Source organism: Methyloversatilis sp. S146-33 (assembly GCF_059552495.1).
This window is the reverse complement of the sequence record NZ_JCANOT010000018.1, coordinates 61082-81211: the sequence shown is the minus strand read 5'-3', so window position 1 is coordinate 81211 and position 20130 is coordinate 61082. Positions and strand designations below refer to the sequence as shown.

The 20130-nt window shown below is 66.9% G+C and carries 16 protein-coding genes; 9 read left to right on the top strand and 7 right to left on the bottom strand.

Annotated features, from left to right (window positions below; genetic code table 11):
• The first annotated feature begins 22 nt into the window (after nt 1–22).
• Together pelF and pelG are read left to right on the top strand one after the other, a co-directional pair.
• Nucleotides 23–1600, top strand: coding sequence for a GT4 family glycosyltransferase PelF (gene pelF, locus AC51BJ_RS04640; RefSeq protein WP_496279476.1), 1578 nt, complete (start codon nt 23–25; stop codon nt 1598–1600).
• A complete protein-coding gene (pelG, locus tag AC51BJ_RS04635) occupies nt 1600–2970 on the top strand; it encodes an exopolysaccharide Pel transporter PelG (protein ID WP_496279475.1) in 1371 nt (456 codons plus the stop codon). The genes pelF and pelG overlap by 1 nt, the downstream gene beginning before the upstream one ends.
• A 361-nt stretch (nt 2971–3331) precedes the next feature.
• On the opposite strand, the gene rsgA is transcribed toward pelG, so the two are convergent.
• The 3 genes from rsgA to AC51BJ_RS04620 are packed head-to-tail and all read right to left on the bottom strand — an operon-like array spanning nt 3332 to nt 5794.
• The gene (rsgA, locus tag AC51BJ_RS04630) at nt 3332–4216 is read right to left on the bottom strand and encodes a ribosome small subunit-dependent GTPase A (RefSeq protein WP_496279474.1); all 885 of its coding nucleotides are present in this window, start codon (nt 4214–4216) and stop codon (nt 3332–3334) included.
• A 4-nt stretch (nt 4217–4220) separates the two neighbouring features.
• On the bottom strand, nt 4221–4559 hold the full coding sequence (locus tag AC51BJ_RS04625; RefSeq protein WP_304002723.1) for a 4a-hydroxytetrahydrobiopterin dehydratase: 339 nt from the start codon (nt 4557–4559) through the stop codon (nt 4221–4223).
• Nucleotides 4560–4561: 2 nt separating this feature from the next.
• Nucleotides 4562–5794 carry a M48 family metallopeptidase gene (locus AC51BJ_RS04620; RefSeq protein WP_496279473.1) on the bottom strand — a complete coding sequence of 411 codons (1233 nt, stop codon included), beginning with the start codon at nt 5792–5794 and terminating at the stop codon, nt 4562–4564.
• A gap of 140 nt (nt 5795–5934) precedes the next feature.
• Between AC51BJ_RS04620 and orn the strand changes: the two genes are divergently transcribed.
• Both orn and AC51BJ_RS04610 read left to right on the top strand, forming a co-directional pair.
• Nucleotides 5935–6483, top strand: a complete 549-nt coding sequence (orn, locus tag AC51BJ_RS04615) for an oligoribonuclease (protein WP_496279472.1) — start codon at nt 5935–5937, stop codon at nt 6481–6483.
• A gap of 4 nt (nt 6484–6487) precedes the next feature.
• Nucleotides 6488–8104 (top strand): NAD+ synthase, encoded by a 1617-nt coding sequence (locus tag AC51BJ_RS04610; RefSeq protein ID WP_496279471.1) that lies wholly within the window; start codon nt 6488–6490, stop codon nt 8102–8104.
• A 49-nt stretch (nt 8105–8153) separates the two neighbouring features.
• Here AC51BJ_RS04610 and AC51BJ_RS04605 read toward each other — a convergent pair whose 3' ends face one another.
• The gene (locus AC51BJ_RS04605; RefSeq protein WP_496279470.1) at nt 8154–10499 is read right to left on the bottom strand and encodes a tetratricopeptide repeat protein; all 2346 of its coding nucleotides are present in this window, start codon (nt 10497–10499) and stop codon (nt 8154–8156) included.
• Nucleotides 10496–12349, bottom strand: a complete 1854-nt coding sequence (locus tag AC51BJ_RS04600; RefSeq protein ID WP_496279469.1) for a tetratricopeptide repeat protein — start codon at nt 12347–12349, stop codon at nt 10496–10498. The genes AC51BJ_RS04605 and AC51BJ_RS04600 overlap by 4 nt, the downstream gene beginning before the upstream one ends.
• 231 nt (nt 12350–12580) lie before the next feature.
• Between AC51BJ_RS04600 and AC51BJ_RS04595 the strand changes: the two genes are divergently transcribed.
• Entirely contained in the window at nt 12581–12919 is a 339-nt protein-coding gene (locus AC51BJ_RS04595) for a P-II family nitrogen regulator (RefSeq protein ID WP_019917638.1), read from the top strand.
• Nucleotides 12920–12941: 22 nt separating this feature from the next.
• On the opposite strand, the gene AC51BJ_RS04590 is transcribed toward AC51BJ_RS04595, so the two are convergent.
• The gene (locus AC51BJ_RS04590) at nt 12942–13520 is read right to left on the bottom strand and encodes a Smr/MutS family protein (protein ID WP_020165190.1); all 579 of its coding nucleotides are present in this window, start codon (nt 13518–13520) and stop codon (nt 12942–12944) included.
• Nucleotides 13521–13541: 21 nt separating this feature from the next.
• The gene (gene trxB, locus AC51BJ_RS04585) at nt 13542–14498 is read right to left on the bottom strand and encodes a thioredoxin-disulfide reductase (protein WP_019917640.1); all 957 of its coding nucleotides are present in this window, start codon (nt 14496–14498) and stop codon (nt 13542–13544) included.
• 350 nt (nt 14499–14848) lie between these two features.
• Between trxB and AC51BJ_RS04580 the strand changes: the two genes are divergently transcribed.
• The 4 genes from AC51BJ_RS04580 to AC51BJ_RS04565 all read left to right on the top strand — a co-directional run bounded on the left by AC51BJ_RS04580 (nt 14849) and on the right by AC51BJ_RS04565 (nt 19926).
• Nucleotides 14849–15472 (top strand): Crp/Fnr family transcriptional regulator, encoded by a 624-nt coding sequence (locus AC51BJ_RS04580; protein ID WP_019917642.1) that lies wholly within the window; start codon nt 14849–14851, stop codon nt 15470–15472.
• 200 nt (nt 15473–15672) lie between these two features.
• Nucleotides 15673–17904, top strand: coding sequence for a DNA translocase FtsK (locus AC51BJ_RS04575; RefSeq protein WP_496279582.1), 2232 nt, complete (start codon nt 15673–15675; stop codon nt 17902–17904).
• Complete coding sequence (gene lolA, locus AC51BJ_RS04570) at nt 17901–18539, top strand: outer membrane lipoprotein periplasmic chaperone LolA (protein WP_496279468.1); 639 nt, start codon at nt 17901–17903, stop codon at nt 18537–18539. The genes AC51BJ_RS04575 and lolA overlap by 4 nt, the downstream gene beginning before the upstream one ends.
• A 40-nt stretch (nt 18540–18579) precedes the next feature.
• Nucleotides 18580–19926 (top strand): replication-associated recombination protein A, encoded by a 1347-nt coding sequence (locus AC51BJ_RS04565; protein WP_496279581.1) that lies wholly within the window; start codon nt 18580–18582, stop codon nt 19924–19926.
• Nucleotides 19927–20130: the final 204 nt, after the last annotated feature.

Sequence of the window (20130 nt, the reverse complement as noted above, 5' to 3'; positions counted from 1 at the left end):
GGCAGCGACGGAGGACCATTCAGTGAGTGAGGTGATCCGCCGGGCGGAGCAGGGCGTCGATGTCGCGCTGCTGCTTGAGGGCACCTTCCCCTATGTGGCGGGCGGGGTGTCGAGCTGGGTGAACCAGATCATCCGCGCCTATCCCGAGCTGCGCTTCGCCGTCGTGTTCATCGGCAGCCGTCGCAGCGACTACGGCGACATGCGCTATGCGCTGCCGGACAATGTCGTGCACCTGGAAGCGCACTACCTGCACGACGATCTCGGCGGCGGCGCCAGTGCGCACGACCGCAAGTCCGGCATGGCCGGCGATGCGCAGGCTTTCGAGCGGATGGCGGCGCTGCATGAGTCCTTCCGCCATGGCGGTGCCGACGTCGACGCGCTGTTCGCTGAAGCCTGCCGCGACATCCGGCCGGGCGGGCGCATCGATCTGGAGGCCTTTCTGCGCAGCGAAGCGTCGTGGGACATCGTCACCGACCGCTACCGCAAGTACTGCAGCGACCCGAGTTTCGTCGATTACTTCTGGACGGTGCGCATCATGCACCAGCCGCTGTGGCAGCTCGCCCGCATCGCGCACACGCTGGTGCCGGCCAAGGTCTATCACAGCGTGTCGACCGGCTATGCAGGCTTTCTCGGCGCCATGCTGGCGCAGTCGACCGGACGTCCGCTGGTGCTGTCGGAGCACGGCATCTACACCAAGGAACGCAAGATCGACCTCTATCAGAACGAGTGGATACGCGACAACCGCAACGTGTTCCAGAAGGACGCGTCGGAGCTGAGCTACTTCCGCCAGCTGTGGATACGTTTTTTCGAGTGGCTGGGACGCATCACCTACGCCGCCGCCGACCCCATCACCGCGCTTTACGAAACCAACCGGCTGCGCCAGGTGGCCGACGGCGCGGACGCCGCCCGTACGCGCAACATTCCGAACGGGGTGGCGATACAGCGGCTGGCGCCGCTGCGCGCGCAACGGCCGGACGTCGTGCCGCCGGTGCTGTGTCTGATCGGTCGCGTGGTGCCGATCAAGGACATCAAGACCTTCGTGCGCGCGATGCGCCGCGTGGTCAATCGCATGCCCGAGGCGCAGGGCTGGATCGCCGGTCCGGCCGACGAGGATCCTGCCTACGCCGAGGAGTGCCGCAACCTGGTCGACAGCCTCGGCCTGTCCGACAACGTGCGCTTTCTTGGCATGCAGAAGATCGACGAGCTGATGCCGAAAATCGGTCTGGTCGTGCTGTCGTCGATTTCCGAGGCGCTGCCGCTGGTGCTGCTCGAAGGCTATGCGGCCGGCGTGCCGGCGGTGTCGACCGACGTCGGCTCCTGCCGCCAGCTGATGTACGGCCTGGGTGAGGAGGATGAGGCGCTCGGTGCGGCCGGTCGCGTGGTCGGCATCGCCGACCCGCAGGCGCTGGCCGACGCCGCGCTCGAACTGCTGAATGACGGCGCCGCCTGGCAGGCGGCGCAGCAGGCCGGCATCGCGCGCGTCGAGCGCTACTACAGCGACGCGCTGATGTTCGACCGCTACCGCGCGGTCTATGCCGAAGCGCTGGCACGCGACACACGCGGCGCCGGCGGCTGCCCCTTCGGACACGGAGCGCGCTGATGGCTGGCATCGGTTTCGAACTGCGCAAGCTGCTGAAGAAAGACAGTCTGCTCGGGCTGGTGCAGGCGTACAGCTACGCCGGCGTGATCGGCTCCGGACCGTGGGTGCTGTCCATCGTCGGCATCCTGATGGTGGGTCTGCTGTCGCGCGCGGTGGTGGTGCCGGAATTCCTGATCACCCAGTTCCAGGTGTCGGTCACCTATCTGATCTCGACCTCGCTCATCCTGACCGGTCTGGTCCAGCTCGCCTTCACACGTTTCATATCGGATCGGCTGTTCGAGAAGCGCGACGATCTGGTCATGTCCAACTTCAACGGCCTGCTGCTGTGGGTGCTGGCCGTCGCCGGCGTGGTGGGCCTGCTGCTCGCCTTCACGCTGTTCGCCGGCCTGTCGGTGTCCTACCGGCTGCTGATGCTGGCCGGCTTCGTGCTGTTGTGCGGCATCTGGGTGGCCACCATCTTCCTGTCCGGCCTGAAGATGTACCGCGCCATCCTGCTGCTCTACGCGCTGGGTTACGCGGTCACCGTGCTGTCAGCATTGGCGGCGCGGCCGTGGGGGCTCGAAGGCCTGCTGGGCGGATTCGTGCTCGGGCACTTCGTGCTCTTCGTCGGCATGTGGATGATCACCGCCTGGCACTACCGCTCGCGGATGACGATTTCCTACGAATTCGCCCGCCGCGAGACGCGCTATCCGTCGCTGATGCTGATCGGCCTGCTGTACAACCTCGGCGTCTGGGTGGACAAGTTCATGTTCTGGAGCTGGCCGGAAACGTCGGACGCCATCATCGGCCCGCTGCGTGCATCGGTCATCTACGACCTGCCGGTGTTCATGGCCTACCTGTCCATCATTCCCGGCATGGCGGTGTTCCTGGTGCGCATCGAAACCGATTTCGTCGAGTACTACGACCGCTTCTTCGACGCGGTGCGCACGGGTGGTTCGCTCGAATACATCGAGGACATGCGCGACGAGATGGTGTATTCGATCCGCCAGGGGCTGGCCGAAATCGGCAAGATCCAGACGCTGGCCATGCTGGGTGCCATCGTCGCCGGCCCGGCCGTGTTTGCCGTGCTCGAGATTTCGGAACTGAACCTGCCGCTGCTCTACATCCAGACCCTGGCGGCCAGCCTGCAGGTCGGTCTGCTGGCCTTGCTCAACGTGTTCTTCTACCTCGACCAGCGCCGCATCATCCTCGCGCTGTGCGGCTTCTTCTGCCTGTCGAACATCGCGTTTACGGCGATTTCATTCCAGCTCGGCGCCAGCTTCTACGGCTATGGCTATGCGCTGTCGGTACTGCTGACGCTGATGCTCGGCCTGTGGGCGCTGGACCGCAAGCTGGGGCGGCTGGAGTACGAGACATTCATGCTGCAGTGAGGGCGCCCGCTTCGCCGCCAGAGCCCCGGCCCGGGTCTCTTTAGGAGGGGTCTTCTGACCCCGACAGCGGCCTTGACCGAAGCCAGCGGACTGCATCGGCCGCGTCGCGGTCAGAAGACGGCTCCTACAGGGTAGTGCGCCCGATCCGCGACCGGAGCCTGGGCCTGGCCTCTGTGGGAGGGGTCCTCTGACCCCGACTGCTGCCTTGATCGAAGCCAGCGGGCTGCATCTGCCGCGTCGCGGTCAGAAGACCGCTCCCACAGGGGGGGGCGCCCGATCCACGACTGGAGCCCGGGCCTAGGTTTCTGTGGGAGGGGTCTTCTGACACCGACGGGGCCTTGCGCATGCGCGCAGGCGCTGCTCAGTACTGCGGGGCGGATGCCGTGGTGATTTCGTGGCGCAGCAGGTGGTACAGCGCCAGGCGGTCAGGTGCTACGTGGTCGCGCAGGCCGCAGCCCGGTTCGCTGTCGTGCGCGCAGTCGCGGAAGCGGCATTTGCCCAGATGCGGACGGAAATCCGGGAAGGCCTGTTCGAGGTCGTTCACGTCGAGCTGGGCGAGTCCGAATTCCTGCAGGCCCGGGCTGTCGATCAGCGCGCCGCCGCCGTCGAGCGCATAAAGCTTGGCGTAGGTGGTGGTGTGCTTGCCCGAATCGAGTGCCTGCGACACTTCGCGCGTCGCGGCGCGCGCCTCCGGGACCAGCGCATTGACCAGTGTCGACTTGCCCATGCCGGACTGGCCGGTGAATACGCTGGTGTGGTCGCGCAGGAAGGGGCGCAGTGCGTCCGCACCCTCGACCGCGCTCATTTCGAGCACCTCGTAACCCAGCGCGCGGAACGGTGCGAGTGCGGCGCGGGCGGCGTCGAGCGAGGCGGTGAGGTCGCACTTGTTCAGCACGATCAGCGTCTGCAGCTGCTGCGCTTCGCACGCCACAAGGATGCGCGAGATCAGTTCCGGACTGAACGACGGCTCGGTGGCGACGACGATGGCGACCAGGTCGACATTGGCGGCCACCATTTTCTGCTTCCACATGTCCTTGCGGTAGAGCAGGCTGGTGCGCGGCAGCACTTCGGCGATGCGCGCCTGGTCTTCGCCCTGGATGTCGAGCAGCACGCGGTCGCCGCAGGCGATGTCCGACTTCTTGCCGCGCGGGAAGGCCTGCAGTTCGCGGCCGTCCTCCAGCCGCGCGACGTAGTGCCGGCCGTGGGCCGACACGATGCGGGCGGCCGGCTGCAGCGTTTTTTTCAAACCGTCAGGCGGCGTCGCGCATCGCCTCGATGCGGGCGGCGCAGATCAGGTCGTTGAGGGACACGCCGCGCACGCTGTGCGTGGTGAACACCACGCGTACGCGGTTGGCGCCGAACATGATGTCCGGGTGATGGTCTTCGGCGGCTGCCAGCGCGGCCACCTGGTTCACGAAGGCGACAGTCTGCGCGTAGTCGGTGAACTGGAAGTCCTTGGCGATGTGCTTGTCGGTTTCGATCCAGCCGCGCAGGTCCTTCAGGGCCGCGGCGAGCGCCTCGCCCTCGATGCGGCGGTGAGCGCCCTTTTGCGGCGTGCAGTGTTGTTGTGCGAGTTCTTGTGCGGTCATCGTCAGGTGGATTGCAGCCGCGCCACGCGCAGCGCGGCCGGCGGGTGGGAATCGTAGAACTGCGAATACAGCGGGTCCGGCGTCAGCGTCGAGGCGTTGTCGCGGTACAGCTTGACCAGCGCCGTGACCAGCCAGTCGGCGCGGGTCTGCGCCACGGCGTAGGCGTCGGCCTCGAACTCGTGCTTGCGCGACATCAGCGACAGGATGGGCGACAGCGGGAAGCTGAACACCGGGATCACCAGCGCGAACAGCGTCAGCGCCATCGCATCGCCCTGCGACGACACGCCCAGCTGTTCGAAGAACCACGGCGCGTCGACCAGCCAGCCGAGCAGGGCGAAGAAGGCGAGGCTGCCGGCGGCGATCCAGCCGACGCGCTTCCAGATGTGGTGGTGCTTGTAGTGGCCCAGTTCGTGCGCCAGCACCGCTTCGATCTCGTCGCCGCCGAGGCGGTTGAGCAGGGTGTCGAAGAACACGATGCGCTTGCCCTTGCCGAAGCCGGTGAAGTAGGCGTTGCCGTGCGCCGAGCGGCGCGAGCCGTCCATCACGAACAGGCCGTCGGAGCGGAAGCCGCAGCGCTCGAGCAGCGCCTCGATGCGGCTGCGCAGCTCGCCTGCCGGCATCGGCTCGAACTTGTTGAACAGCGGTGCGATGAAGGTCGGGTAGAGCACCATCATGGCGAGGCTGAAGGTGAGCCAGAAGGCCCAGGCGTACACCCACCAGGCGGCACCCAGGCTGTCCATGATCCACAGCACCGCGGCGACCGCCGGTGCGCCGATGGCGGCGCCGATCAGGCCGTGCTTGATCTGGTCGCCGAAGAACATGCCCAGCGTCATCTTGTTGAAGCCGAAGCGCTGTTCGATCACGAAGGTGCGCCACATGAGCACCGGTAGGTCGATCAGCGACGAAGCGAAGGCGACGATGCCGATGAACACCAGGTCACGCACCATGCCGTCGCCGGCGAGGCTGCCGGCCAGATCGAACATCCACTGCAGGCCGCCGCCGAGTGTCAGCACCAGCAGCCACAGCGCGCCGATGACGACGTCGGTGCGGCCGAGGCTGGCGCGCGCGACCGTGTAGTCGGCCGCCTTCTGGTGGGCTTCGAGCGGGATCGCTTCGCGGAAGGCGACCGGCACTTCGCTGCGGTGGGCGGCGACGTGGGCGCGGTGACGGGTGGCCAGCCACAGGCGCACGCCGGTGGTCAGCACGAGAGCGGCGACGAAGATTTCGGTGAGCATGGTGGGTTGCCTCGGGTGGATGCGGTTCCGGTCAGGATCAGAGTCAATTTAGACTCAGTCCAGGTCACGCGAGTGTGACAAAATCGGGCCGATCCGCGTTCGGACGAACGCATTAATCCCGCTTGGAAATTTTCTCGATTATGGCACAGGACCCCACACATCTCGTCTGGCTGGACATGGAAATGACCGGTCTGGATCCGGACAACGACCACGTGATCGAACTGGCCTGCGTGGTCACCGACGCGAACCTCGAAGTGATCGCGGAGGGCCCGGTTCTGGTGGTGCACCAGTCCGACGAAGTGCTCGGCGGCATGGACAGCTGGAACACCGCCACCCACGGCAAGTCCGGCCTGACCGAGCGCGTGCGCGCCTCGACGCTGGACGAGAACGAGGCGGCCGCGCAGATGATCGCCTTCCTCAGTCAGTACGTACCCGAGCGCACCAGCCCGATCTGCGGCAACTCGATCTGCCAGGACCGCCGCTTCCTCGCCCGTCACATGCCGACGCTCGAAGCCTGGTTCCACTACCGCAACCTCGACGTGTCGACGCTGAAGGAACTGTGCAAGCGCTGGCGGCCGCAACTGGCCGCGCAGTTCAAGAAGGCGCAGCGGCACGAGGCGCTGGCCGACATCTACGAATCGATAGACGAACTGAAGTTCTACCGCGAACACTTCCTGCGCATGGAGTGAGGCGATGAGCACCCTTCGCATCGCCGTTGCGCAACTGAACTGCGTGGTCGGCGATCTCGATCATAACGCCACGCTCATCCTCGACGCCGCGCGCCGCGCGGTCGAGCAAGGCGCGGACCTGCTGCTGACGCCGGAGCTGGCACTGTGCGGCTACCCGCCGGAAGACCTCCTGCTGCGCCCGGACTTTCACCGCGCCTGCGCGCACGCGCTGGCCCGCATCGCTGCGGAGGCGCCGCGTGATCTGGCCGTGCTGGTGGGGCACCCGCACGCGAGTGGCGAGTGCCGGTACAACGCCGCCAGCCTGATCCGCGGCGGCCGGGTCGAGGCCACCTATTTCAAGATGCGCCTGCCGAACTACGAAGTGTTCGACGAGGAACGCTACTTCGACGCCGGCACGCAGCCGCTGGTGATCGACGTCAAGGGCGTGCAGGTGGGCGTGAACATCTGCGCAGACGTGTGGGAGGCTGGTGCGGCCGAGGCCGCCGCGGGCGCCGGCGCGCAACTGCTGGCCGTGCTCAACGCCTCGCCCTATCACCTGAACAAGCCGGTCACCCGCGAACAGGTGGTGGCCGAACGCGTGCTCGCCACCGGCGTGCCGGTCGTCTACTGCAATCTGGTCGGCGGTCAGGACGAACTGGTGTTCGACGGCGCCTCGTTCGCGCTCGACCGTCGTGGTCGTCTGGCGTGGCGCGCACCGCACTGCCGCGAACATTTCGCCACCGTTGAATTCAGCGCCGGCGACATCGTCGCCCAGCCGTTGCCGCCGACCACCACGGTCGAGCAGGATTGTTACGAGGCGCTGGTGCTCGGCGTCCGCGACTATCTCGGCAAGAACGGCTTCCGGTCGGCGCTGATCGGCCTGTCAGGCGGTGTCGATTCGGCGCTGACGCTGTGCATCGCCGTCGACGCCATCGGTGCCGAGAACGTGCGCGCAGTGATGATGCCGTCGCCCTACACGGCGCAGATGAGCTTGGACGACTCGCGCGAACTGGTGCGCAATCTCGGCGTGCGCTACGACGAAGTGTCGATCGCCCCCGCAATGACCACCTTCGAGCAGATGCTGAAACCGCTGTTCGGCGACGTTGCCGCCGACACCACCGAAGAGAACGTGCAGGCCCGCGCCCGCATGATCATGCTGATGGCCCTGTCCAACAAGACCGGCGCCATCGTGCTCACCACCGGCAACAAGAGCGAAATGGCGGTCGGCTATTCGACGCTCTACGGCGACCTCGCCGGCGGCTTCGCGGTGATCAAGGACATCTACAAAACCTTTGTCTACCGTCTGTGCGCCTGGCGCAACAGCCAGCGCCACGACATCCCCGACAACATCCTGACCCGCGCCCCCTCGGCCGAACTGCGCCCGAACCAGACCGACCAGGACAGCCTGCCGGCCTACGAAATCCTCGACGCCATCATCCAGGCCTATATGGAGCGCGACCAGTCGCCGCGCGAAATCGTCGCGGCCGGCTTTGCCGGGAACGACGTGCAGCGGGTGATCGGGCTGCTGAAGCGGAACGAGTACAAGCGCCGCCAGGCGCCGCCCGGGGTGCGGGTGACCGAGCGGGGGTTCGGGAAGGACTGGCGGTATCCGATCACCAATCGTTACCGGGACGAGCACTGAGGCGATCGCGGGCGGGGCGACGCGGTCCGCGGACCCGCAGAGTGGAGTCTCAGGGATCGCTCACCGCCGCCGCGAAATCCGGCATCTTCGTCAGGATGTCGTTACGCAGTGACTGTGCTGCGGCGACGTTCTGCTGGCGCAAACCGAGGTAGCTGCTGCGCAGGCCGGCGGCGTCGCGCGCATTGGCGTGTACCAGTGCCTTCACGTGCCAGGCGTTCAGGAAGCCGGGGTAGCGCGCCGTCAGGCGGTCCAGCACCGCGATGCCCTTGGCGAACTGCCTGTTCTGTCCGTAGGCCTGACCGAGGAAGAACTGGCCGTCGGGCGACTCGGGCGCCAGTTGCTCGGCACGCTCCAGCACTTCGATCGCGCGGCCGACCTCCCGCTTCAGCATCAGCGCGTGGCCCAGATTGATCCAGCCGTTGACGGTCTGAGGGTCGAGCCGCACCGCGACTTCGAGTGCTTCCACCGCCTCCGCCGCGCGGCCCAGCAGAATCAGCACATAGCCTTTGCTGCTCCAGGCCGGGCCGGCGGTGGGATGGCGCTGGGTCGCGCGGGTCGCGTAGTCGAGGGAGCGCGCGTGATCCTGTTCGCGACCGTATTGCGCGCAGCGGGCGAGCAGCACTTCAAGACTGTCAGGCGCGGCCGCCTCGGCGCGCGTCAGTGCAGTGCGCGATTCGTCCACCAGCCCGGCACGCAGCGCTGCCTCGCTCAACGCGATCTGGTCTGGCGCGGTGGCGCCGGGCAGACGGGCCAGACTGCGGGCACTGGCAAGTGCGCCGGGCCAGTCGCCGAGCTGGCTCTGTACCTGATTCAGTTCGCGCAGGGCCGCCACGTCATCGGGGTGACGCGCAACGACCCGCTGACGCAGTTTCGCGGCCCCCGCGCGGTCTCCGGTGTTCGCCAGATGCCGGGCGAGGCTCAACTGCGCTTCGCGATGATCCGGATCGCGCGCCAGCACCGCGTCAATCATCGTCCGCCCCTCTTCGGTACGCCCGCTGTCCATCAGGAGAGCGCCGAGCGGCGCCGCGGCATCGTTGGAGGCGGGGGCAATGGCGAGTGCCTTGCGCAGCGCCTGTTCGGCCTCGGTATAACGGCTCTGCGCCAGCGACTCGTGCGCGAGCGCGATCAGCGTCGCCACGTTTTCGCTGCCGGAACTTGCGGTCGAGAGCACCGCGCGTGCCTGGTCGGACTGTCCGGCCGCCTTCAGCGAACGCGCCAGTGCGGCCGACCACGACACCTCTCCGGGCCGGTGCCGCAGGGCGATGCGCCAGGCGCGGGCGGCTTCTGCAGGCTGGCCGAGCGCATCGTGCGACTCGGCCAGCAGCGCCCAGGCATCGTCGTCATTCGGGTTGCGCTTGACCGCCTGCTGGGCGAGCGCGTTGGCAGCTTGCGCGTCTCCCTGCTGCATCCGCCATCGGCCCTCGACCCGATGAGGGTAGCCGGAGAAGGGCAGGATCTCGCGCGCACGGGCGAGGGCGGCGGATGCCTCCGCCGGGCGTTTGCCGGCGAACCGGACATCGCCCAGTTCGACCCAGGCGGCGGCGTTGCGCTCGTGCAGTTCGAGCGCGCGCAGCTGGTCGCGCTCGGCTTCGTCGTAGCGGCCGAGGTTCATCCTCGCCAGTCCGCGCAGACGCCAGGCCTCGGACGCATCGGGCAGGGCGTCGATCCAGCGGCTCGCCCATTCGGCCAGCGCCGCCATGTCGCGTGAATCGCGCAGCCGCTCTGCCTCTTCCGCCCAGCGCGGTTCCGCCTCGGGCACGACGAAGGGCGGCGGCGGAGGCGTGCCGGTTCGGGCAAGATCGGTGATCCATTCGGATGGCAGCGCGATATTCGTGTTCTGTCCCGCCACCATGGTGCCAGTGGTGATGCCGACCAGCCGGCCCTGGTCGTCGAACAGGCCGCCGCCGCTTGAGCCCGGCGACAGCGACGCCGACACGACGATGATCGGGGCGCTGTCGCCCGTCAGCAGATTGGATACCAGGCCACTGCTGACCGAGACACCCAGGCCGAGCGGGTTGCCGATCGCATGCACCCGATCGCCGATAGCGAGCGTGGCACCCGCCCGCTGCGTGACCGCGGGCGCGTCGAGGGTGTCGACCTCGAGCCGGCACAGATCGCGCTCGACATCGCCGAGGGTCCAGCGGGCGCTGTGTGTCTTCTTGCCGTCATTGACCGAGATCGATTTCGCGTAGCGGATGACATGGCAATTGGTGATGACGGTTGCGCGCGCGATCACCACACCGCTGCCTTCGCCGGCGATGCGGTCCTCGATGTCGATGGCACGGACGGTCACTACGCCGGACAGCGCGGCTTTTACCGATGCCGCCGGTGGCGTGTCGGCCGAGGCGGGCAGGCCGTGGGCAGCGAGCAGGACGAAGAGGGCGCGGCGCATCATCGCGTGATCTCCAGCGGTACGATGCAGCAGAGGTAGGCGAGATCGGCGCGCTCGCGATCGAGTTCGCGCAGCCGGCCGTATGCCCGCCGGGCGTCGTCGTAGCGATCGAGCTTGTAGTAGACCTCGACCAGCACATGCCAGACCTGGGTCTGCGACGGGTCGATCGAGATGGCGTGCTCCAGGGACTTCACCGCGTCGGCATTCCGGTTCGTGCTGGCGTGGAGGAATCCGATCTGTCGCCAGCCGTCCGGATCCTTGGGGAAGTCCTTGGCCCAGCGCTTGAAGATTTCCATCGCCTCGTCGAAATGTGCGGAGTCCTTCAGCGCCAGGCCGAGCCGCCAGCGCCACAGGGGTTCGTCCGGCGACAGCGCGATCGCCTTGCGGAAAGAGGCGATCGCCTCCGTCCATCGCTGCTGGGCATAGGCGTTCTCCCCGATCGCGGACCACACCCAGGCGGGGGAAAGGGGCTTGTGCTCAAGGCTGAGCCTGAGCACCCGCGACGATTCCTGCGGACGCCCGAGCGCTGCCAGCGCGCGGCCGCGGAAATACAGCAGGTCGCCATCGGTTTCCGCCGACGGGCCTTGCCCGAGGATGAGCTCCAGTGCCCGTTCCGGCTTCCGGGCCGCCAGGTATGCGTCGGCGAGTCGCATCACTGCGCCCGTGTCGTTCCGCGCGAGGTGGTGCGCTCGCCTGCGATAGTCGAGCGACGCAGCGGTGTCGCCGCGGAGCGCTGCAATGTGGGCGAGGCCCTCAAGCGGGCCGCTCGACCACGGATACAACTGCTGAGCGTGACGGTAGGACGCTTCCGCTTCATCGAGGCGTTTCGCCATCCTTTGCGCGTAAGCCAGCATCAGCCATGCGTCCAGCTCGTCGCCGAAATCGGCGGTCAGCCGCCGGGCAGCGGTCAGCGCGTCGTCGGTCTTCTGCTGCCCGATCAGGGTGCGGCACAGGCCGAAGGCCGCCTGGCGATGACTGCCGTCCAGAGCGAGTGCGGCGCGATAGGCGGCCTCGGCCGCCGGCATCCTGTTCATGCCCTCGTTGGCTTGTGCCCGCGCGATCTGCGCGTCCACGCTCGTGCGGTGACGCTTGGCCCAGCGATCGGCATGCTGCAGCAGTTCGCTCCATTTCTGCTCCGCGACGAGGCGCTCGGCCTCGGCGGCGAGGCGCGCCTGTTCCTGGGCGGCCGCGTCGATGACGGCGGCGCGCTGGCCAACGCCGGCAAGCTGGCGGGCCTCGATGGCGAAATTGATGTTCTGGCCTTCGCGCCTGGACGTTTCGATCATGCCGATCAGCGCGCCGCTGGCGTCGAACAGGCCGCCACCCTCAGAGCCCGGTGAGATGGCTGCCGTGAACTGGATGCGCCGTTCGTTGTTGGCGCCGCGTATCGCCGACACGACGCCCTCGGAAATGCCGGTGCCAAGGCCGAGGCCGTTACTGACGGCATAGACGGTGTCCCCGGCCGACGGCAGGCCGGCGAGCTTGGGTGCCGGCAGTTTGCGGGCCCCGTCGGCGACCAGCGCACACAGTGCGTTCTGCGCGTCGCGCGACTCCAGCCGTGCAACGAGGACCGTGCTGTCCTTGCGCAGTTGCAGGGTGTGCTGTTGCGGGTTCCAGCCGGTTTCGCAGCGGGTGACGAAACGACCGCCGCCCAGTGATAGCGCACTGGCGACGGCCTCGGCAACGCCGTTCTCGTCCTGCAGATACAACTCGTACACGCTGGACGAGGCGCGCTCGAACACGGCGCGTGGGCCGGACCCTCCGTTGGCGGACCCCGACAGCATCATGGCGACTGAAATCAGGACGACGGTCTTCGTGCGCAGCGTGCTGTGCGGGGCGGTGCGAGCGGACATGGCGGACTCTGGCGCAGGCGACAGCGCGCATTATGCCGTCGGCTTGGCAAAGGCATTCGTCATTGTCGGCCGCGGTGTTGCCTTTATCACCGAGTGCTGCAGATGTCCCGGGTCGATTGGTCGCCCGGCGGTCGGGATCTGCGAATGAAGCTGCGACCCGCCGATTCAGGGGGTGCCGACGGCAGGCTCATAAGCCTTTATACTTCGCGGCCTCACCGAGGAGACTCCCGCATGAAAAAGATCGAAGCAGTCATCAAGCCCTTCAAGCTCGACGAAGTTCGCGAAGGCCTGTCGGAAGTCGGCGTGACCGGCCTGACGGTGACTGAAGTAAAGGGTTTCGGCCGCCAGAAGGGCCATACCGAGCTGTATCGCGGCGCCGAGTACGTCGTCGATTTCCTGCCCAAGATCAAGATCGAGGTCATCGTCGCCGACGAGACGGTCGAGCCGGCGGTCGAGGCCATCATCAAGGCGGCGCGCACCGGCAAGATCGGCGACGGCAAGATTTTCGTGATGCCGGTCGAGCAGGTGGTGCGCATCCGCACCGGTGAATCGGGCGAAGCGGCGATCTGATTCCGCGTCGGCCGGCCGCCGCTCAGTCGCGGGCGGCCGGTTTCAGCAGCACCATCAGCGCCCCAGCCCCACCTTCGTGCGGCCGGGCCTGACAGAAGGCCAGCACCTCCGGGCGGTGCATCAACCAGCCCAGCACCAGTCCTTTCAGCACCGGTTCCCGCCCGGGCGACCCCAGTCCTTTTCCGTGGATCACCCGCACGCAGCGCATGCCGCGACGGTGTGCGTCGTGCAGGAACTCGACCACCAGGTCGTGTGCCGCGTCGCGCGTGGCGCCGTGAAGGTCGATCTGCCCCTGCGACACCCAGCGACCGCGCCGCAGGTCGCGCAGCACCTGTCGCGTCAGCCCGGTGCGCAGGAAAGAGGGCTCCTCGCCGCCTTCCAGCCGCAGGTCGATCGACAGCGGTCCGCGCAGCGACTCGGCCAGCACCGACATGTCGTCCGCTTCGCGCTGCAGCGGCCAGGCGCGGGGCGGCGGCGTTTCGAGCAGTACGCGGTCAGTGGTGATCGGCTGTACGCCGACCACCGCCTGCCGGAACAGCGCGATGTCCTCTTCGCTGGGCAGTACCGGCGCCCTCGGGTGGCGCCGCTTCTTCGACGACATGAAATCGCGCGCTCACGGGGTTCAGGCGAGGCCCAGACTGTCCAGATAGCGTTCGGCGTCGAGTGCCGCCATGCAGCCGGTGCCGGCGCTGGTGACCGCCTGACGGTAGATGTGGTCCTGCACGTCGCCGGCGGCGAACACGCCCGGAATGCTGGTCGCGGTGAAATTGCCGTTGCGGCCGGCCTGGGTGACGATGTAGCCGCCTTCCATGTCGAGCTGGCCTTCGAACAGCTGCGTATTCGGCTGGTGGCCGATGGCGATGAACACGCCGGCGAGCGCGACGTCCTCGGTCTTGCCGTCGAGCGTCGACTTGATGCGCATGCCGGTGACACCGGTCTTGTCGCCCAGCACTTCGTCCAGCGTGCTGTGCCAGCGTATCGTCACCTTGCCCTGCTTCTCCTTCTCGAACAGCTTGTCCTGCAGGATCTTCTCCGACTTGAACTTGTCGCGGCGGTGCACCACCGTCACATGGCGTGCAATGTTGGCCAGATACAGTGCTTCCTCGACCGCGGTATTGCCGCCGCCGATCACCGCCACGTCCTGGTTGCGGTAGAAGAAGCCGTCGCAGGTCGCGCAGGCCGACACGCCCTTGCCGGCGAACGCTTCTTCCGACGGCAGGCCGAGGTATTTGGCGCTGGCACCGGTGGCGATGATGAGGGCGTCGCAGGTGTACTCACCGTTGTCGCCGACCAGGCGGATCGGCTTTTCCTTCAGGTGGGCGGTGTGGATGTGGTCGAACACCATTTCCGTCTCGAAGCGCTCGGCATGGCGCTGGAAGCGGGCCATCAGGTCCGGGCCCTGCACCCCTTCGGCGTCGGCCGGCCAGTTGTCGACGTCGGTCGTGGTCATCAGCTGACCGCCCTGGGCCAGACCGGTGATCAGCACCGGCTTGAGGTTGGCGCGGGCGGCGTAGACGGCGGCGGTGTAGCCGGCCGGCCCCGAGCCGAGGATGAGGAGACGGGAGTGACGTGCAGCCATGGCGGAAATCCGTTCGTTTTGTTGGGTGTGGAGGGTGGCGGAGGATTATAGCGACCCGTCTGGCGACTGCCTCGCGGCCTCAAGTTCCTGTGACCCAGGTCCGATACACATGACAGATATTGGGGCAGTTTGTTTCCTGCGTGAAAAACTACCTATAATCAGGGCCGCTTCAGTGTTTGTGGCTCAGAATGGCCGAACGGTCGCAGCGGTGCGACTTCGGCAATGACCACAGGCGCGACGATCCATTCAAAGCGGCGCAGCCTGTCCCCCCGTCCGGCATGCCCGTATCAGGAGGTCTTTTGATGGTAACGGCTCACCCCGTTTCAATTACCGCTCTGCGGACGTTTTCGATGTTCAGCGGTCTGCCCGACAGCAGCCTCGAACCGGTTGCCAAGGTCGCGAACATGCGGCGTGTGCCGCGCGGCTCGATCGTCGTGCGTGCCGGTGACAAGACGGATTTCGTATATCTGGTGCTTTCCGGCAGTCTCAAGGTGCTGGTCAGCGACGAGGAGGGCCGCGAGGTCATCCTGTCGATGCTGGGCCCGGGCGAACTGTTCGGCGAAATGGGGGTGCTCGACGACAATCCGCGTTCCGCCACCGTGGTGACCGTGGTGCCGAGCGACCTCATCGTGATCGCCAAGAGCGATTTCAAGCGCGTGCTGCAGGAGAACTTCGAAGTGTCGATGTTCATCATGCGCAATCTGGTGGCCCGTCTGCGCACCGCCGACCGCAAGATCGAAAGCCTGGCGCTGATGGACGTGTATGGCCGCGTTGCTCGCCTGCTGCTCGAAATGGCGGACGACGTGAATGGCGAGAAGGTGGTGAACCGCAAGATTTCGAAGCAGGACATCGCCAAGATGATCGGCGCGTCGCGTGAAATGGTGTCACGCGTGATGAAGGACCTGCACCTGCAGGGCCTGATCGAGGAAACCAATGGCAAGATCCTGCTGCGCGAGCGGCTCGAAACCGTCTGATTCCCGCGGCCCCGGTGGCTGCACACGATTGAGCACACGGGCCGCACATGCGGCCCGTGTGCTTTTGCAGGCCGTCCGCCTGCGCGCCGGCTGACATCGTCATCCGCTTATATAATCCCGCTTTGTTTTTCCCGGCACCGCACCGTTTCCCCGTGGCGAAAGACGCTCAGCAACTTCCCCTTCCCGAACGCATCGCCGCCGTGCTGCACGAAGCACGCTGGCTCGTGCTGGCCGCGATCGCGCTCTACCTCGTCATGGTGCTCGGCGGTTACGACCGCGCCGATCCGGGCTGGTCGCACGCCTCGGTGGTCGATCAACTGCACAATCCGGGCGGCCGCTTCGGCGCCTGGCTGTCCGACCTCGCGCTGTTCCTGTTCGGCCTGTCGGCCTGGTGGTGGGTCGTCATGCTGGTTGGCGGCTGCGTCTGGCTGTCGCGCAGCGCCGACCGGCGCGAGGACAGGCGACCGCTGTTCGTCGCGCTCGGCGGTTTCCTGCTGGTGCTGATGGCGAGCTGCGCGCTCGAGGCCATCCGCTTTCACAGCATGGGTGCGGAGTTGCCGGTCGGACCCGGCGGCATGGTCGGTATCGAACTGGGGCGCCTGATCGCCGGCGCTTTCGGTTTCACCGGCGGCACGCTGTTGCTGCTGGTGACGCTGGGGGTCGGCCTCAGCGCGATGACCGGCGTGACCTGGCTGCGTGCCGCCGAAACGGTCGGCCGGGCGCTTGAGCTGGCGTGGTTCGCCAGCCTGAATGCCTGGGCGCACTGGCGTGACCGTCGCGTCGGCCAGCAGGTGGCGGAACAGCGCGAAGCGGTGGTCGAAGCCGAGCGACGCAAGCCGACGCGCCGGCGCGAACCGGTGCGCATCGAAGTGCCCGAGGTCGAAGTGCAGAAGTCGGAGCGCGTCGAGAAGGAGCGGCAGCAGACGCTGTTCGCCGACCTGCCGGGTTCGCTGCCGCCGCTGGCGCTGCTCGACGAAGCCAAGGCTGACATCGACCCGCCCAGCCCGGAATCGCTTGAACTCATTTCGCGCCAGATCGAACGCAAGCTGGCCGACTTCAATGTCGAGGTGAAGGTGCTGGCCGCCTATCCTGGCCCGGTCATCACGCGCTACGAAATCGAGCCGGCCACCGGCGTCAAGGGCAGCCAGATCGTCAATCTGGTGAAAGACCTTGCGCGCGCGCTGTCGGTCATGAGCATTCGCGTGGTCGAGACGATTCCGGGCAAGAGCTGCATGGGTCTGGAAATCCCGAACACCCGGCGGCAGATCGTGCGGCTGTCGGAAATCCTCGGTTCTGCGGTCTATCACGACATGTCCAGCCCGCTGACCATGGCGCTGGGCAAGGACATCGGCGGTCAGCCCATGGTGGCCGACCTTGCGCGCATGCCGCACGTGCTGGTCGCGGGTACCACCGGCTCCGGCAAATCGGTGGCGATCAACGCGATGATCCTGTCGCTGCTGTACAAGGCCGATCCGAGCAAGGTGCGGCTCATCATGGTCGACCCGAAGATGCTGGAGCTGTCGGTCTATGAAGGCATTCCCCACCTGCTGGCGCCGGTGGTGACCGACATGCGGCACGCCGCCAACGCGCTGAACTGGTGCGTCGGCGAGATGGACCGCCGCTACAAGCTGATGTCGGCGATGGGCGTGCGCAACCTCGCCGGCTACAACAGCAAGATCACCGACGCCGAAAAGGCCGGCACGCCGCTGACCAATCCGTTCTCGATCACGCCGGAAACGCCGGAACCGCTGTCGACGATGCCGATGATCGTCGTTGTGATCGACGAACTGGCCGACCTGATGATGGTGGCCGGCAAGAAGATCGAGGAACTGATCGCACGGCTGGCGCAGAAGGCGCGCGCGGCCGGCATCCACCTGATCCTGGCGACGCAGCGTCCGTCGGTCGATGTGATCACCGGTCTGATCAAGGCCAATGTGCCGACGCGCATCGCCTTCCAGGTGTCGAGCAAGATCGATTCGCGCACCATCCTCGACCAGATGGGCGCCGAGGCGCTGCTGGGGCAGGGCGACATGCTCTACCTCGCACCGGGCACCGGCGTGCCGACGCGCGTGCATGGTGCCTTCGTCGCCGACGGCGAGGTGCACAAGGTGGTCGAGCACCTGAAGACCACCGGCGCGCCGGACTACGTCGAAGGCATCCTCAGCGGCACCGGCGACGACGAGGGCGGCGAACTGTCGCTCGACGGCGCGGGCGGTGGTGGCGCCGACGGCGAGTCGGACCCTTTGTACGACCAGGCGGTCGAAGTGGTTCTGAAGACCCGGCGGCCGTCGATTTCGCTGGTGCAGCGCCATCTGCGCATCGGCTACAACCGCGCGGCGCGACTGATCGAACAGATGGAACGTTCGGGTCTGGTGTCCCCGATGAACGCAACCGGCGGGCGCGAAGTGCTCGCACCCGCCCGCGAGGAATGACCATGATTTCACGCATCCGCAGCGGCATCGCCGCCGTCGCGCTGGCGCTGCCGCTGTCCGTCTTTGCCGGCGCGATCGACCAGCTGCGCACCTTCGTCGAATCGACGCAATCCGGCCGCGCCACCTTCGACCAGCAGGTGACCGCCAAGTCCGGCCGCAAGCCGCAGAATGCCAGCGGCACGATGGCCTTCTCGCGCCCGGGCAAGTTCCGCTGGACCTATGACAAGCCCTACTACCAGCTGCTGGTCGGTGACGGCGAAAAGCTGTGGGTGCATGACCGCGACCTGAACCAGGTGACGGTAAAGACGCTGGGCGACGCGCTGGCGTCGACGCCGGCCGCGCTGCTGGCCGGCCGCAACGAACTGGAAAAGAATTTCGACCTCAGCGAGGGCGGCAGCGAGGACGGCCTGGACTGGGTCGACGCGAAGCCGAAGGCGAACGAGGGCGGTTTCGAAGCGGTGCGCATCGGCTTCAAGGACGGCCTGCTGCGCGGCATGGTGCTGCGCGACAGCTTCGGCCAGACGACGAAGCTGCGCTTCACCTCCTTCGAGCGCAATCCGGCCATCGATCCGGCGCAGTTCCGCTTCACGCCGCCGGCCGGTGCCGACGTCATCAGCGACGACGCGAAGAAGTGAAACCGGGCGTGGGCGATTCGCAGTGACTGACCTTTTCGGCATGCCGGACGAGCCGGCGCCACCCGCGCGCGCTGCCTCTGCCGCGACCGAGGCCCGTGCCTCGGCCAACGCGCCGCTGGCCGAACTGCTGCGCCCGAAAACGCCGGACGAGGTGATCGGCCAGCAGCACCTGCTCGGCCCGGGCAAGCCGCTGCGTCTGGCTTTCGAATCCGGCATCCCGCACTCGATGATCCTGTGGGGCCCGCCGGGCGTCGGCAAGACCACGCTGGCGCGGCTGATGGCCAACGCCTTCGACGCCGAATTCACTGCGCTGTCGGCCGTGTTCTCCGGCGTCAAGGACATCCGCGAAGCGATGCAGCGTGCCGAGACGGTGGCCGCCAACACCGGGCGGCGCACCATCCTTTTCGTCGACGAAGTGCATCGCTTCAACAAGGCGCAGCAGGACGCCTTCCTGCCCTACGTCGAATCGGGTGTCGTCACCTTCATCGGCGCCACCACCGAGAACCCGAGTTTCGAGGTCAATTCGGCGCTGCTGTCGCGTGCTTCGGTCTATGTGCTGCAGAGCCTGACCGAGGACGAAATGGTGACGCTGTTCGAACGCGCGCGTGAAGCGGCACTCGGCGGCCTGAACTTCGACGAGGACGCGCGCACGCGGCTGATCGGCTTCGCCGACGGCGACGCGCGCAAGCTGCTGAACCTGCTCGAACAGCTGGGTACGGCCGCGCGTACCGCCAAGGTCGATCCGGTGACGGCGGCCTTTGTCGACAGCACCTTGTCGCGCAACCTGCGCCGCTTCGACAAGGGCGGCGACGCCTATTACGATCAGATATCTGCGCTGCACAAATCAGTGCGCGGTTCCAATCCGGACGCGGCGCTGTACTGGTTCGTGCGCATGCTCGACGGCGGCGCCGATCCGCTCTACCTGGGCCGGCGCATCGTGCGCATGGCGGTCGAGGACATCGGCCTCGCCGATCCGCGCGCGCTCGAAATTTCGCTGCAGGCCTGCCAGACCTACGAGCGCCTCGGTTCGCCCGAAGGCGAGCTGGCGCTGGCACAGGCCGTCATCTTCCTTGCGTGCGCCGCCAAGTCGAATGCCGTGTACATGGCCTACAACGCGGCGCGCCGTTTCGTGAGTGAGGACGGCTCGCGACCGGTACCGCTGCACCTGCGCAACGCGCCGACCAAGCTGATGAAGAATATGGGCTTCGGCGCCGAATACCGCTACGCGCACGACGAGGAGGGCGGCTACGCGGCCGGCGAGCGCTATCTGCCGGACGGCATGAAGGACGTGCAGTGGTACCAGCCGACCGACCGCGGCATGGAAGCCAAGATCGCCGAAAAACTGAACTGGCTGCGCGAACAGGACCGCAAGGCGCGGGGCGACTGATCGAGGCGACCGCGCCGTTGCAGGCAAGGCCGCTTCCACAGGGATAGCGCCCAACCCGCGGCAGTAGCTGGGGTTCTGTGGGAGAGATCGCGCCCGACCTGTGGTCGGAGCCGGATTTCTGTGGGAGGGGTCTTCTGACCCCGACAGCGGCGGTGGGCGGCGCGTAGCGCCAGTTTCAGGCCCTGTCGGCAGCAAGGCCGCCTG